This window comes from Paenibacillus sp. JZ16 (assembly GCF_015326965.1).
GTDB lineage: Bacteria > Bacillota > Bacilli > Paenibacillales > Paenibacillaceae > Paenibacillus_AQ.
Window position 1 is genome coordinate 5,045,052 of record NZ_CP017659.1, and the last position, 14,495, is coordinate 5,059,546.

Here is a 14,495-nt window from a genome sequence, read left to right on the forward strand (position 1 = left end):
GCAATATGTGAATTTTTTTATTCCGTCTGCGAAGAAAAAAGGTCATGTAAATATATATCAAGGAGGATTCCCCCATGCAAACAGGAACTGTTAAATGGTTTAATGCTGAAAAGGGCTTTGGTTTCATCGAAGTTGAAGGCGGTAACGATGTATTCGTTCACTTCAGCGCGATCCAAGGCGACGGCTTCAAAACGCTTGACGAAGGCCAACGCGTTGAATTCAACATTGTTGAAGGAAACCGTGGACCACAAGCTGAGAACGTTGTTAAATTGTAATTACAATTGAAGACTGCCCTTAATGTGTGACATTAAGGGCAGTTTTCTTTTATACGGCGTTTCTATTTTCTAAGACGAGAATAAGGAGGAGCGTTCATGTATTCGCGTAAAAACTCGATGGAGAGTATTCCTGAAGAAATAACGGAAGTTTGGGCATGCACTAAGGAAGACTGCAAAGGGTGGATGCGGGACGATTTTGCGTTCGACACGGAACCGGTATGCCATTTGTGTCAATCCCCTATGGTCAAGGAAACGAGAAGCCTGCCGCAGCTAGTTAATACCAACAAACAACAGAAATCTCTGGCTAAGGGGATTCAGATCGAGCGCAAATAGCAGCTAATACCTAGAGAAAGCGCTGGGCAAACACAAATTCTTCTTGAAGCTACCTTCGGATTTTATGGTAAATCCGTCTATTTCTGTTTCATTGGAAGGAGAATGGTTAGTAATACGTGTACCCTTTCATTCTGATTCAGAATGATTTTACGGATAAGGGACGCAAAATTCAAAGGAGTGAAATGTATTGAACATGCAAACCGAGGTACTGAAGAGGAACATTGACAACATGATCATCCAGGATAACCAAGGCGGCTTGAACGATCAGGAGAAATTCATCATGCAGAAGCTGATGCGTGAGAAATACCAACAGGAACACGAAAGCAAACAGGAACAACGTGAGGAAGACAAAGGGGAATAACTGGGAAACCGTTTGATATACGTGACGAAAAACGATAACGCCGCCGTAACGATCCGATGGATCGCTTGTGGCGAAAGATCGTTAGAGCAAGAGGAAAGGCATGAATGGCAGCTGTGGAGGCTGCTGTCCATGTCTTTTTTTGTGTCTGGAATGAGTAGAGGGTACAATATTTCGTTTTGAGTTGCATTATTTCGTAAATAGCGAAGTGTACCCGAAAAATGAGCCCCTTGAAACGAAATCTGAAACCTTTCGTGCAGAGAAAGGACGATCTACAATATAAACATAGAGAATGTAAAGGTTTTCAAAATGATAGGATCAACCTGGAGGTCATAACCCATGCAAAATCAACTTCATGCCGACGTTTCCGAAACCGGTGTCGGTCCCTCGATGGAGCCTTCTGTACAGAAGAAGCTTGACAGAAAAAGATGGCTCAGAAAGCTCTACGGCCAACGACATCTCCAAATTATGGCGCTGCTCGGCGTTGCGTGGATGATCATCTTTAACTACATTCCGATGTATGGTGTCATCATTGCATTTAAGGAATTCAATATCGTGAAGTCCATCGGCGAAGCTCCATGGGTAGGGTTGGCGCACTTTAAGGAGTTTTTCTCAGACGAGGACTTTAGGAACGTTATGCGGAACACGCTCGGGATCAGCTTGCTGAAGCTGTTTATCGGATTTCCGCTTCCGATCATATTTGCACTCTTTCTGAACGAAATTCGGTCTGTTCGATACAAGAGGACTATTCAGACGATCTCTTATCTGCCTCACTTCTTGTCATGGGTCATTCTGGGCGGGATTCTGATGACCTGGCTGGCGGATATCGGGATTATCAACAATATTTTGATGGCTCTGCATATGATCGATGAGCCGATCACGTATCTGGCTGAACCGAAATATTTCTGGGGAATCATTATCACCTCGGATATATGGAAGGAGCTTGGATGGTCCGCGATTATCTATCTGGCGGCCATTGCCAGCATTTCGCCTGAAATGTACGAGGCGTCGACGATAGATGGCGCAGGTCGGTTTCAGAAGATGTGGTACATCACCCTTCCCAGTATCAAATCGACCATATCCATCCTCTTTATTCTTGCGGTTGGTGGTGTGCTGAACTCCAACTTCGATCAGATTTTGGTGCTCCGAAACACGCTGAACGAAAGCGCGAGCAACGTCATCGATATTTTCGTGTACCACACCGGGATGCAGAACGGACGATACTCCTACGCGCAAGCCGTTGCATTGTTCAAGTCCGTCATTGCGATTATCCTGCTGTTGATCGCGAACAAGGTGACCAAAAAACTGAACGACACATCACTATTCTAGCGAGACCAGCAAGAAGGGAGACGAATAATCCATGTTTAAACGCAGAACCAAAGGCGAAGCCTTCTTCGATATATTCAACAATTTCGGCATGCTGATCGTATGCTTTCTGACGATCTACCCGATCTGGTACGTGCTGGTGAATGCCTTCAATGACGGGCAGGACGCCATGCGCGGAGGAATCTACTGGTGGCCGCGGATGTTCAGCCTCGAGAATTTCAGCGCGGTGTTCCAGAGCTCCGGCATCATGACGGCGATGGGCATCACCGTAGCCAAAACCGTGATCGGCGTGTTCATCCACGTCCTCTTCACCGCGATGGTCGCCTATGCATTCTCGCGGAAGGGACTGATCGGCGGCAAATTCTATATTTTGCTCGGAACGGTGACGATGTTTTTCGGCGGCGGACTGATTCCGACCTATCTGTTGATCAAGGATTTGAATATGCTCGACAGCTTCCTGGTGTACATTATTCCGTTTATGTTCAGTTTCTTTGATCTTATCATCTTCATGACCTTCTTCCGGGAAATTCCCGACGGTCTGGAGGAGGCGGCAAAAATTGACGGGGCTAATGACTGGTCCATCTTCCTCCGGGTTGTGCTGCCTGTATCCATGCCGGTCATCGCAACAATCGCATTGTTTCACGGGGTATTCCAATGGAACGATTATTTCACTGGTGTCATCTACATCAACAACACGGACCTCCAGCCGATCCAGACGTATCTGTATAAAGTCGTCGCTCAATCCAGCTCGAATCAGATGATGGCTCAGGTGCCGGGCGGGGTTGCCAAGACGGTCACCTCCCAATCGATCAAAATGGCGACCATGGTCGTAACGACGGCGCCGATCGTATTCGTCTATCCGTTCCTGCAGCGATACTTCGTCAAAGGGATGATGATCGGCTCCATTAAAGGTTGAATCACAAAATGTTCGTTGATGTTTCCTTCCCATCTCCCGGAGAGACCCGGGGAGGGGAAATCTTACCGGTAGCTTCTCTTGCCTAATCCGGCGGGAGTTCTATATAATCATATTTTTAAATAAGAAAAGGGGTAAACACATGAGCAAGATGCTTAAGCCAAAGAGCCTTCTGTTGTTGATGTTCGCACTGGTCATGGCCTTTACAACAGCATGCTCGTCCGGCGGTGATAATAGCGGCGCGTCGGAAAAAGAAAAAGAGGAAGACAAACCGGCAGAAGAAGTGAAATTGACTCAGGATCAGCCGGGATGGGCAGTCGATACCTCCCCGATTACGTTTGATTGGTACATCAACTTCGCCTGGTTCCCGAACAAATGGGGCGAGGATATTACGTCGCAATACGTAACGAAGAAGACGGGGGTTAACGTCAACTTCATCGTACCGGCAGGGAACGAAGTCGAGAAGATGAATACGATGATTGCTTCCGGCACACTGCCTGATTTTATTACGCTGGGATGGTATGAAGACGCTGTCAAAAAAATGATTGAAGGCGACCTCGTTCTGCCGCTGAACGAATTGGCAGACCAATACGATCCGTATTTCTATAAAGTAACCGACCCTGCGAAGGTGTCGTGGTACACCAAGGATGACGGCAATATTTACGGTTATCCGAATGCCTCCTCTTCACCGAAGGACTATGAGAAGTTTGGCGATAACATTACCTCCAACCAAACGTTCTTGGTCCGCAAAGACATGTATGAGGCGCTCGGAAGCCCGGATATGCGCACACCGGAAGGTTTCCTGAAAGCGCTTGAGGATGCCAAGAAAATGTTCCCGGACGTGAACGGACAGCCGCTCATTCCGTTCGGATTGCATGATTTCCATGAAAAAGGAAACAGCTCCCTCGAGGGCTACCTGCAGAACTTCCTTGCCATTCCGCAGGATAAAGACGGAAAGCTGTACGACCGCAGCACCGATCCGGAATATGTAAGATGGTTGAAGACGTTCCGTATGGCGAATGAAAAAGGTTTGATGTCCAAGGATATTTTCGTGGATAAACGTCCGCAAATGGAAGAAAAAATCGCACAGGGCCGCTATTTCGCGATGCTGTACCAACGCAGCGATATGGCGAACCAGCAGAACGCATTGTATGCAAACGATCCGAACTCGGTCTACATTGCAGTGGACGGACCGGCTAACTCCAACCTGGATCAGCCGACCTTGTCGGGTCCTTCGATCTCCGGCTGGACGGTAACCCTCATCTCCAAAAACGTAAAAGACAAAGCGCGCGCCATTCGCTTCCTGGATTACCTGATCTCCGAAGAAGGCCAGCGTGATACTTACTTGGGCGAAAAAGGCGTGACATGGGATACGATTGACGGCAAAGACCAATTCCTGCCTGAGGTAGCGGAGCTGCTGAACAGCGACCGCGGCGCATTCGACAAAAAGTATGGAGCATCCCACACCTTCTGGATGATGATGGATAATAACGTTACGCAGCCTTGGATGCCTGCTGCCGTCGAGCCGTTCAAGCAAATGGAAGACTGGACCCGCGGCAAGACCCAGAGCTTCTCGCAATTCGATCAGTTGGATCCGGATGCAAGCTCCGAGGAAGGCATCATTAACGACAAGGTAATGAACGAGTGGGGTAAAATCCTGCCGAAGCTGATCTTTGCTAAAACGGATGCCGAGTTCGATCAAATTTGGAACGATTACCAAGCGAAGCGTGAATCCCTCGGTTTCGCGAAAGTTCAGGAATTCAGACAGAAAGAATACGAAGAGAACGTCAAGAAGCTTGAGGAATTCCTGAAGTAAGGATGATCCGCTCAGGCGGATGAACAGAATAAGGACTTAAGGTACCCTATTATCGATATTGTCGAAATAGGGTGCCTTTTGTCGCATCACGAGCTAATATAGGAGGGTATCCGATCGGCTGATGGCGCCTTTTCATACTGGGCTCGGCTGCGGTCATTCATAGAAAACGGGATGTGACAGTCATGATGACACGAATCAGATCGCTTATTCAATCGTTTGCTTATTGGTTTGGCCGCAGGTCGATGCAGAGTCGTTTGGTTGCTGCCTATATCTTGATTTTGCTGGTTCCGAGCATTATCGTGTCTAATTATTTTTTTAAGCAGATTCGGGATACCTACATCAGCGATGCGCTCAACCAGAACTCGTTCCTGCTGGAAATTGAGAAGATGAACATGCTGAACCAGATTGAAGCGATTGAAATGGCCGCACAGCTGGCGATTTCGGATGACGGCATCAAGGATTATCTTCGGATCAATGAAGAACCCGAGGTGGCGTGGCTGATCGATTTGGCTCGGGGGCCCTTCAAGGACATCCAGCGGATCCAAACCAACAATCCGAATATTACCCACCTTCGGTTATACACAAACAACGCAAACGTGACGGAAATGTGGCCGATCATTTTTCAGGAGAAACGGATCGCAAGCGAGCCGTGGTTCCCCGAAGTCAAGGAGTTGGACGGCGGAGAGATGTGGATATTCAACCACCGCGATCCCGATATTCTGCAGCGCTACGCTGCCGACGTGTCCGAGGAGCTGCCGAAGGTGTCCCTGATTCGCCAAGTCCATAGCGGGGATTATAGCAGCGTGATTCAAGTGGATATGCTGCTCAAGTACTTTGCTCCGAAGACCTTTGCCGGTATCGTGGATAACAGCTCGCAGATGGTCATCGTCGATCATGAAGGGCAGATGTTCATGGACCGAAGCCAATCGTTCATGAACAGTCACGAGGGACTCCGCGGCGAGGTGGAGCTTCAGTTCGCTAAGCTGAAACAGGAGGCGGGCGACTCCGAGAAGACCATACATGCCAGGTTTAGCCTGGACGGATCCTCGTTCTTGCTGATCGCGACGCCGATGGAGCGGCTTCATGCCCATGTGCTGAATGTCGTTTCCCTGGAAGGGGCGCTGAATAACGTATCCAAGGCCCAGGGGCAGATTATAGCGGCGAATATTGTATTGATTTTTCTGCTGTCGATCATTACGTATTACCTAAATTCCATTATTCTGAAGAGCCTGCGCCGTTTAACGGAGACGATGAAGAGAGTCCGCAAGGGAGAAGTTACTGCAGCCATTACGATTCAGGGGGGCGGCGAGGTTGGTGAACTGGCGCATCATTTTAACAAATTGATCCGCACCATCAATGAACTGATTGCCCAGGGCGTACGCAAGCAAGCGGTGACCAAGGAGGCGGAGCTGCGAACGCTGCACAGCCAGATTGACTCTCATTTCCTATACAATACGCTTGAAAATATTAAGATGCTGGCCGAAATCGAGGGGCAGCGGACGATTTCGGATGCGTTGACCTCACTTGGCGGGATGATGCGCTACAACTTCAAGTGGTCGGGGGAGTACGTTAAATTGAAGGATGAAATTCGCCATATCCGCAATTACATTGATGTCATGAATATCCGGTTTGACGAGCCAATCCGGCTTGAACTCAATATCCCGTCCGAATTCATGGAGCTCGAGGTATTAAAAATGTCGCTGCAGCCCATCGTGGAAAACGCCGTTAAGCATGCCTGGCCCGAGTTCCCGGATCAGGAAAAGCGAATCAAGATCGATGCCATTGCATGGGAAGAGGATCGGATCACGATTAACGTTACGGATAATGGCATCGGGATGGAGCCTTATCGACTGGGCAGGCTGGGCGAGATTCTTCGAACGGCGGACAATGAGGAACTCCCTTCCGTAGATTACGGGCACGGTGGAGTGCAGGCTGGAGGAATCGGACTTCGGAATGTGCACCAGCGAATCCGGTTGTTCTACGGGAATGAATATGGAATCGAAGTGAAGAGCGAAGAGGGGAAGTTCACGCAGGTGACCATGACATTCCCTAAGGTTCTGTTAACAGGAGGAGGCAGTGGACATGAGAAGTCTGATGATCGTGGATGATGAGAAGAATATCCGGTATGGACTGAAAACGATGATTGAACGGGAGTTCCCGGATCAGTACGAGATCCGCCTGGCTGCCCAAGGGCAGGAAGCGCTGGACTCTTTTCGCGAAGAGCCGGCCGATATCGTCATTACAGACATCCGGATGCCGGTCATGGACGGGATACGCCTGATTGAGGCCCTTGCTGAACTGGAAGGAACATTGGGGGTTAAACCCGTCGTTCTGATCCTGAGCGGATATGACGATTTTGAATATGCCAAGGCGGCGATCCGCTATCAGGTAAAGGAGTATCTGCTTAAGCCGATTCGACGGGATGAACTGTTCGCCGCCCTTCGAAAGACAGAAGAAGTTTTGATCCGGCAAGCGGAAGTGCACAACCGGGTGGCCGCCAGCGAGGTATATCTTCAGCAGCTGCAGACCCATCGGCTGAAGGAGCTGCTGGAGCTGCCGCAAGGACTGGGGCTGGATATGGAAGCTGCCGCGAACGAAATCGGATTTGATTCGTTTGTGAAGCCATTTCGGGTAGCGGTGATGAAATACAAATACGAAGACGGTAATGCCATGAACAAGGATGAGCTGAAGCAATTGATTGATAACATGAGGGCTTCAGTGGAAGGGCGGATCAACGCTTGCTTTCTGGACAGCAAGGGGAGAGTCGTGCTCATTGGCAGTCCGGACGGACAATTCGAAGAGCTGGCACGGCAGTTTGCCGAGCGGGAGATGGACGGGCTCTTCGTGGGCATCAGCCGGGAAGGCATCCGGATCGAAGACATCCGGATGGGTTATATTCAGGCGCTGACCGCCCTGAGTTATACGTTCATCCATCCCAACGTCAAGCTGATGAGCCATGATGATATTCAGGGGGAGCTGCGCACATATCCGGTGCCGGAAGAGAGCATCCGGAAGCTGGGCAACATGCTCGGCACGGAGCGGGAGCGGGAGATCAAGGCGCTGCTGCTGGATATTTTTCATATCGAGGATATGCCGCATGTGGCCATCGATTATTTGGAACATGTCAGCAAGCGGATCAATGAGCAGGTGCTGGATGAGGTGTTCCGCGTGTACGGGGAATCCATGGTGGAAGTGTTGAAGTTATACCGAAAGGTGGGGACAATGGACAATTACCGTCATTTTCACACCTATTTCAGAAATTTGGAGCATCTGCTGCTGCACGTGAATGAATATGTTAAAGGGATTCGTTCCGCCCACAGCGAGCATTCCGAGATCAAGGCAGCGGTAAGTTACATGGAGGAGAATTACCACAGGCCGCTGAACATGGCGATGGTCAGCAATTATGTGTCTTTGAATTATTCTTATTTCAGTGAAGCGTTTAAGGCCCATACGGGGGAGAACTTTGTGGTATATCTTAAGAAGCTGCGGATTACGAAGGCCAAAGACCTGCTTCAAGACGGCACCATGAAGCTTGCGGACATTGGTAAAGCGGTCGGTTTTGAGAACACCAAGCAATTCTCTCGTGTCTTTAAGGAGCTGGAAGGGATCTCGCCGCATGAATACCGGATCAAGGTACAAACAGGTCCGGGACTGCAGCAGGAGTAGGTAATGCAAACGCGGTGAGGAGGAGACAACTGAATCCTATTGTCATATAAGAGGGGAGAACCTTGGCCGTCAAGCAGCAGGGTACTCCCCTCTTATATAAACGGGGGATTTTATATCCGATCCCGTTTTACCGGTTTACGCTATTATTAACTAGTAAGCGTTGAACCCGTTTCTAGTAAGGTTTTCAATCCCGATAGTACGATCGGCAAGCCTAACTTGAGTGTGTTCGCCGTATGTTCGGCCTGATCAAACTCATCATGGATAACCGTTACAAGGGTTACACCTCTAAGCTCCGCATGGGGATCAATTTCCCACGTAATACGTGAGAGACTCTCGCCGGCCGTATCTTCGTTTATTAACATCCTCCAACTCAGAACCAGCTTATGCGGAGGGTTTATGCTTAGAATGGTTCCTTCTGCTTGAACCTTGCCTTGGGGGTTCTTAAGTTCGAAAGGAGAGCCAATTTCCCAGTTGGATTGGATAGAGCAGTTGTACCAGAACTTTGATGTCTTGGCCGGATCGGTAATGGCGTGCCATACTTGCTCGGGCGCTGCTTTAATGGCAATTTGGTTTACATGTCGAGGTTTTTGTTCCATATTCGGTTCACGCTCCAATTCATTTTTAAGGGATGACAATTCCATGGCCCAAGGCTCAGCGTATTTGCTGACCCACCGGTCGTATATTTGTCGGATCGGTACGGAGTTCAGATAATGCAGCTTCTCCCTGCCAACCTTTCTCGTTGTGATAAGGCCGGCTTCCTCCAGTATATGAAGATGTTTCATGACACCGAATCGGGTCATCTCCAGGGGAACACAAAGTTCGCTTAAACTTTGCCCATCTGTTTTATACAGCAGATCCAAGAGTGTGCGTCGGCTGGGATCCGCCAGTGCTTTAAAAATTTCATTTTCCAATCGTTGCATCTCCTTCTTAACAACATGCTAAGAAAATCCAAATGGCTATTTACATGTGACTAAATGGTAATGTGTTAAAAACGTGACAGTATAGTCACATATTATCATACAACGAATCGTTTGTCAGCTTATGGCATTTGAATGGACGAATGGGGAGGTATATCGAGAATTTCTGGAATCGGAGTGATATGGATAGCACCGATATGTGGCGCCAAATTCGAGGCAGCTAAAGATTCGGTACGATCCAGTCCTATTGACTGGGTCGTTTATTTTGCTCACCGAAAAAAAGACACCGGGTCGGCTTTCCAGGGACATGCCTGGAATTCGCGATCGGGTGTCTTCTTATATGCAGGATTATGTAATCCCTATAATATTATTTATTGAGCTGCGGTCTCTAATGTGGACAGCGTCATTTCCATTTTGCGGGTGATTTCTTTCTGCCATTTCACGTCTCCAAGTTGGATCGCGAGGTTCAACAGGTCCAGATAATCATCCATTTGCAGAGAACAGCGGCGGGAAGTCGTTTTCATAAGTCAATCGGCTCTCCTTTATATATAAACTCTTCAAGCGAAAAGCGTGTAAACCTGAGTATAAATACATTCTCAACACATTCTCACTTGTCCGGTAATGATAATCATTATCATGTGGTTAATTCTCATTATAAAGGCTTCCCGCCCAGGTTGCAAGCGACTTTCTTGGATTTTGCGTAAAAAAGAATTAATTCATGAAGAACCGCTGCCTATATTTGCGCGGCGAGATCCCTTCCTGCTTCGTAAAGCAGGAGGTGAAGTAGGCCGCATGATTGAAACCGACCTCCTCCGCAACCCGGCTGATGCTGAAGTCCGTCTGCATCAGGAGCATCTTGGCTTGTTCGATCCGATAGCGCTGCAAATATTCAACGGGTGAACAGCCGAATTCCTTCTGCATGCAGCGTGCAATATAGACAGGGTGGAAGTTGATGCGGTCGCCCAGCTCCTGCACCTTGAACTCTTCCCGATAATGCTTCCGCAGATAGGCTGCGGCCCGCTCGGCGCAAGCGGAGGAAGGAGAGGACACCGGTGTATCCAATGCGGCGGCCAGCTGCTCGATGAGCTCTTGGAACACCACCTGCTGCCGCCACAGAAATTTAGCCTGGTGACCGTACTGAACCAGCGAAGACATGGTAGCCAGAAGCTCCAGAGCCTTTTCCGGTTGAGGCAGGGTGCCGAATTGGGGGATGTTGACGGAAAAATAGTTTGGCGTCATCGCCTTTAACTCCGGAGCCTCTTCTCGTCTAGGCGCTTGGCAGGCCTCATCCGCATGCCAATTCCCGGAGGTTTGGAAATGAAGCCAGTAATAATCGGTCTCCTCCGTGCATCCCTTCGTGCCGAAATGATGCGTATCGGGACGCAGGATGAGGAACATGCCGGGTTTGATTTCATAAGGAATGCCATTCTCCGTGACATGGAGCTGCCCCTTCATGACCACGAGCAGATCAAAGATGCCAATGTTTTTGCGGTTGGGATGTCCGCTGTGAACAGGAGCGCGGGTAAGCCCGCTATTGATGTATTCCGGCAGCGGCGGAACGGTAAAATTCAGGATCGTCATAAGAAAGCCCTTTCGTGATTCGCGAGGTTTGAATTTTGATAGTTTTCGTTCGGAAAATGATATTATAACTCCAGTATACCATCTATAATTTGAGAAGGTTAAAGACCGTTTCATCATGAATTGTGTTTAACCCTTACATCATGGGTGGAGGTTGGAATGTTGGATAAAAACACAAGCAAATTTACATTATGGGTTCTCGCTTGGCCCATATTTATCGAGCTGTTCCTGCAGTTTTTGCTGGGAGCGGTGGATACATTGATGGTCAGTCGGATTTCCGACGATGCGGTGGCTGTGGTTGGCTTCTCCAATCAGCTGTTTCAGGCGATGACGACCCTGTTCATGACGGTTGCCAGCGGTGCCGGCATTCTCATTGCCCAGAAGATCGGTTCGCATCGAACGGGAGACGCTCGAACGATCGGCATCATGGCGGTGAGTGCCACGACAATCATCGGATTGGTGTGCAGCGTGATATTGTTTGCGATGCCGGAGGCTATCGCTTCGATCCTCCAGCTGCCGGAGCATCTGCTTCCGCTAGCCGGAACGTATATCTCCATTGTCGGCGGCGGGATGGTGCTGATTGCCATGATGGCTACGATGAGCACCGTCATCCGGAATACCGGTAATACGCGTGCGCCGATGTATGTAGCGATCGGAATGAATATCATTCACGTTATTATGAACTATGGGTTTATTTTCGGCGCTTTCGGGTTCCCGCAGTGGGGGCTTACCGGCGTCGCGATCTCGACGGTGGTAAGCCGGCTGCTCGCTGTGCTCTTACTGCTGTATATATTCCTTCGTTCATTTGAATACCGGATCAAGTGGAAGGAATTCCGCGTGTTCAACCGTCCGCTGTTCGGTGAAATTCTGAAGATCGGATGGCCGCTCGGCATCAATATGTCCTGCTGGGTGTTCACGCAGCTGATCATCTATTCCTTCATTGCAACGCTGGGCGCTGCTGAGCTGGCTGCGCGTACGTATATGAATACACTGGAATCCTTCTGCTTCCTGCTGGGCTCATCAATCGCGATGGCTGCCCAGATTCAGATCGCGCATCTGTTCGGCGCGGGCCGGATCAAGGAGGCTTATCGGAGCGCGTACCGCGCGCTGGGCATCGGGGCTGTTTACGTTGTCGTCAATGCCTTCCTACTGTATGTGTTTGGGAAGCAGCTGCTGGGGCTGTTTACGGACGATAAGACAATCATTGCGATCGGGGCCTCGCTCCTGGGCATGAACCTGATTCTCCAGCCTGGCAAAATGCTCAACATGGCGCTCGGGAACTCGCTTAATGCCGTCGGAGACACGAGGTTTACGATGTACATTTCCCTGGGCTCGATGTGGCTGGTCGCCACCGTGCTCTCTTATGTACTCGGCATTCACATGGGGTGGGGGCTTATCGGCATATACTCCTGCATGATTGCCGACGAGTATTTGCGGGGTGTGCTGTCCTTCTTCCGCTGGCGCGGGCAAAAACACCTGCGGAAGGCAGAGCGAGTCGAGCCGGTGAATCATCAGGGGACGTCAATGGAGCCGATGCCAGCGCAAGCGTAATGATGGGTTATGAAATGAAAAAGGATACTTCGGCCGTGCGGCATCGGGGTATCCTTTTTTTGCCATACTATAAAATAATGCATTCGAAAACTTTTTAACCGCATGACGGGGTATTGTAAGTGATTGGCCAAGTGAAAGGAGGAAAGCGCGGTTTGGTACACGACCTTATACAACGACTAAAGACGGAATACAGTGACGAATTGTTTGAAGAACTTTACCGGTTATACGCGGATCGGGCGATTCGAACGGCTACCGCAGTAACCGGAAGTCCGGCAAGCGCTGCCGACGTGGTCCAGGAAACGTTCATCCGGGTATACCGTAACCTCGGTGCCTATGATGGAAGCAAACCCTTTGACCCGTGGTTCAACCGGATTCTCTATAACGAATGCAATCGGTATTTGAAGAAACATGCGAGAGTGGTGCCTTCCGAGATATCGGAGGAGAGGGATCTTCCCTCGGAAACCGACACCTACGATTTTGACCGGCATGGCGAGGTATATGAGATGGTGCAGCGGCTGGATGACCAGCACCGGATTCCCGTTATCTTGAAATATTTGAACGATGTTGCCGAGAAGGATATCGCGGACATGATGGAGCTCAACATCAACACGGTGAAGTCCAGATTGTTCAAAGCCCGAAAGAAGTTGAAGGAATGGATGCTGCAGAATAGGGGAGGGGATCAGCATGGGACGTGATCCATTGGATCAAGAGATAACGGACGGTCTGAAAAAGGGTACGGATGACGCGATGCGACATAAAGACGAGATTTGGTTGGCGATTAAGGAGCGGATTCATAGCGAGCAAGCCCGGCGGTCTGCGGAATCGGAGACTTCCTTCGCGCCGCGGGAATCGAAAGGGCGCCGCCGTTCGGGACGAAGAACTGTCGGATGGATTGCGGCAACCGCCGCTGCGGCAGCCATCGTGCTGACCGTCAGCTTTCAGACGGCGCCGGTTCAGGCGTTCCTTGATCAGGTGAAGGAATGGTTTGCTCCCCAGAAAACGGTCGAGCAGGAGCTTGAAGGAACGCCGGAAACCAGCGTGGATCAGCTGCATGAGGGTGCCGATTACGTGATTTATATTGATGAGAGCCGGTTTAAAATGATTCATGAATCGGGCGTGGACCGCATTGAATTGAAGGAGAAGCCGACGGATGACCGCTATCCGGAAGTGTTCATGGAAATTTCGCAGGAGGGCATCGATGCCAAGACGGCAGCGGAGCGGATCCAGACGGAGCTGCAAGAATATCCGAAGGTTGAATCGAATCCCGTGGATGAACCGATTCAAGGCTGGGAAGTGCGTGCCGTTGGTGGAACCGGCGGTAAAGAGTGGGATGACCCGGTGATACGATATTATGTGTTCGATAACGGGCAGGGCGGCAGCTTTGTTGTGAAGCAGCAGTATTTCCTGGAGGCCTCCGAGGGCTTCGGCGCACGCTTCCATAACATGATGAAGGAATTCCACATTACGACGAATACCCATGCTGAGTCTGACATCGAATAGGATTTTCAGTTTATTGATTGCTTTTAACGTGAACGCTCGGTAGAGGTCACAACTCGAACGATTAATGTGGTGGTAATCACTATGGCAAATCCCGCATGATGATACCGTCATGAGCTTATATCGATAAATAACAGCCATATACAGGGATAGCCCAATCGCATGATGGGGGCTATCCCTTTTTTTATGTTCAAAGATTTAAAGATTGGGTTAGAAACGCTAAGTATAATAGTATCATGTAATGTTATATAACATATTTGAAGTC

14 protein-coding genes are annotated in these 14,495 nt (G+C 49.5%); 11 read left to right on the top strand and 3 right to left on the bottom strand.

Going from position 1 to position 14,495, the window contains the following annotated elements; translation table 11 throughout:
- Positions 1-74 precede the first annotated feature (74 nt).
- The 8 genes from cspD (at position 75) to BJP58_RS22745 (ending at position 8,687) form a co-directional block, all read left to right on the top strand.
- Positions 75-275, top strand: coding sequence for a cold-shock protein CspD (gene cspD / locus BJP58_RS22710; protein ID WP_006207896.1), 201 nt, complete (start codon positions 75-77; stop codon positions 273-275).
- Positions 276-371: 96 nt separating this feature from the next.
- On the top strand, positions 372-608 hold the full coding sequence (locus tag BJP58_RS22715) for a cold-shock protein (RefSeq protein WP_071222231.1): 237 nt from the start codon (positions 372-374) through the stop codon (positions 606-608).
- A gap of 187 nt (positions 609-795) precedes the next feature.
- Positions 796-969: a hypothetical protein gene (locus tag BJP58_RS22720; protein WP_194540673.1), complete on the top strand. Its 174-nt coding sequence runs from the start codon at positions 796-798 to the stop codon at positions 967-969.
- 336 nt (positions 970-1,305) lie between these two features.
- Positions 1,306-2,295, top strand: coding sequence for an ABC transporter permease (locus BJP58_RS22725; protein WP_194540674.1), 990 nt, complete (start codon positions 1,306-1,308; stop codon positions 2,293-2,295).
- 31 nt (positions 2,296-2,326) lie between these two features.
- On the top strand, positions 2,327-3,208 hold the full coding sequence (locus BJP58_RS22730; protein ID WP_194540675.1) for a carbohydrate ABC transporter permease: 882 nt from the start codon (positions 2,327-2,329) through the stop codon (positions 3,206-3,208).
- 139 nt (positions 3,209-3,347) lie between these two features.
- Positions 3,348-5,021, top strand: coding sequence for an extracellular solute-binding protein (locus tag BJP58_RS22735; protein WP_194540676.1), 1,674 nt, complete (start codon positions 3,348-3,350; stop codon positions 5,019-5,021).
- Positions 5,022-5,203: 182 nt separating this feature from the next.
- Positions 5,204-7,129 (top strand): cache domain-containing sensor histidine kinase, encoded by a 1,926-nt coding sequence (locus tag BJP58_RS22740; protein ID WP_194540677.1) that lies wholly within the window; start codon positions 5,204-5,206, stop codon positions 7,127-7,129.
- Positions 7,104-8,687 carry a response regulator gene (locus tag BJP58_RS22745; RefSeq protein ID WP_194540678.1) on the top strand — a complete coding sequence of 528 codons (1,584 nt, stop codon included), beginning with the start codon at positions 7,104-7,106 and terminating at the stop codon, positions 8,685-8,687. The genes BJP58_RS22740 and BJP58_RS22745 overlap by 26 nt, the downstream gene beginning before the upstream one ends.
- 146 nt (positions 8,688-8,833) lie before the next feature.
- Here BJP58_RS22745 and BJP58_RS22750 read toward each other — a convergent pair whose 3' ends face one another.
- The 3 genes from BJP58_RS22750 to BJP58_RS22760 all read right to left on the bottom strand — a co-directional run bounded on the left by BJP58_RS22750 (position 8,834) and on the right by BJP58_RS22760 (position 11,185).
- Entirely contained in the window at positions 8,834-9,598 is a 765-nt protein-coding gene (locus tag BJP58_RS22750; protein ID WP_194540679.1) for an ArsR/SmtB family transcription factor, read from the bottom strand.
- 377 nt (positions 9,599-9,975) lie between these two features.
- Entirely contained in the window at positions 9,976-10,128 is a 153-nt protein-coding gene (locus BJP58_RS22755) for a hypothetical protein (RefSeq protein ID WP_009591875.1), read from the bottom strand.
- Positions 10,129-10,315: 187 nt separating this feature from the next.
- The gene (locus BJP58_RS22760; protein ID WP_194540680.1) at positions 10,316-11,185 is read right to left on the bottom strand and encodes an AraC family transcriptional regulator; all 870 of its coding nucleotides are present in this window, start codon (positions 11,183-11,185) and stop codon (positions 10,316-10,318) included.
- 156 nt (positions 11,186-11,341) lie between these two features.
- On the opposite strand from BJP58_RS22760, the gene BJP58_RS22765 reads away from it, so the two are divergent.
- The 3 genes from BJP58_RS22765 (at position 11,342) to BJP58_RS22775 (ending at position 14,233) form a co-directional block, all read left to right on the top strand.
- The gene (locus BJP58_RS22765) at positions 11,342-12,733 is read left to right on the top strand and encodes an MATE family efflux transporter (RefSeq protein ID WP_194540681.1); all 1,392 of its coding nucleotides are present in this window, start codon (positions 11,342-11,344) and stop codon (positions 12,731-12,733) included.
- A gap of 152 nt (positions 12,734-12,885) precedes the next feature.
- The gene (locus BJP58_RS22770; RefSeq protein WP_194540682.1) at positions 12,886-13,428 is read left to right on the top strand and encodes an RNA polymerase sigma factor; all 543 of its coding nucleotides are present in this window, start codon (positions 12,886-12,888) and stop codon (positions 13,426-13,428) included.
- Positions 13,418-14,233 carry a hypothetical protein gene (locus tag BJP58_RS22775; RefSeq protein WP_194540683.1) on the top strand — a complete coding sequence of 272 codons (816 nt, stop codon included), beginning with the start codon at positions 13,418-13,420 and terminating at the stop codon, positions 14,231-14,233. Before BJP58_RS22770 ends, BJP58_RS22775 begins: the two co-directional genes overlap by 11 nt.
- Positions 14,234-14,495 lie beyond the last annotated feature (262 nt).

Coding starts and splice junctions, on each gene's coding strand:
- BJP58_RS22715 (WP_071222231.1), top strand. CDS start 372: ATGTATTCGCGTAAAAACTCGATGGAGAGTATTCCTGAAGAAATAACG.
- cspD (WP_006207896.1), top strand. CDS start 75: ATGCAAACAGGAACTGTTAAATGGTTTAATGCTGAAAAGGGCTTTGGT.
- BJP58_RS22760 (WP_194540680.1), bottom strand. CDS start 11,185: ATGACGATCCTGAATTTTACCGTTCCGCCGCTGCCGGAATACATCAAT.
- BJP58_RS22745 (WP_194540678.1), top strand. CDS start 7,104: ATGAGAAGTCTGATGATCGTGGATGATGAGAAGAATATCCGGTATGGA.
- BJP58_RS22735 (WP_194540676.1), top strand. CDS start 3,348: ATGAGCAAGATGCTTAAGCCAAAGAGCCTTCTGTTGTTGATGTTCGCA.
- BJP58_RS22740 (WP_194540677.1), top strand. CDS start 5,204: ATGATGACACGAATCAGATCGCTTATTCAATCGTTTGCTTATTGGTTT.
- BJP58_RS22775 (WP_194540683.1), top strand. CDS start 13,418: ATGGGACGTGATCCATTGGATCAAGAGATAACGGACGGTCTGAAAAAG.
- BJP58_RS22765 (WP_194540681.1), top strand. CDS start 11,342: ATGTTGGATAAAAACACAAGCAAATTTACATTATGGGTTCTCGCTTGG.
- BJP58_RS22730 (WP_194540675.1), top strand. CDS start 2,327: ATGTTTAAACGCAGAACCAAAGGCGAAGCCTTCTTCGATATATTCAAC.
- BJP58_RS22755 (WP_009591875.1), bottom strand. CDS start 10,128: ATGAAAACGACTTCCCGCCGCTGTTCTCTGCAAATGGATGATTATCTG.
- BJP58_RS22725 (WP_194540674.1), top strand. CDS start 1,306: ATGCAAAATCAACTTCATGCCGACGTTTCCGAAACCGGTGTCGGTCCC.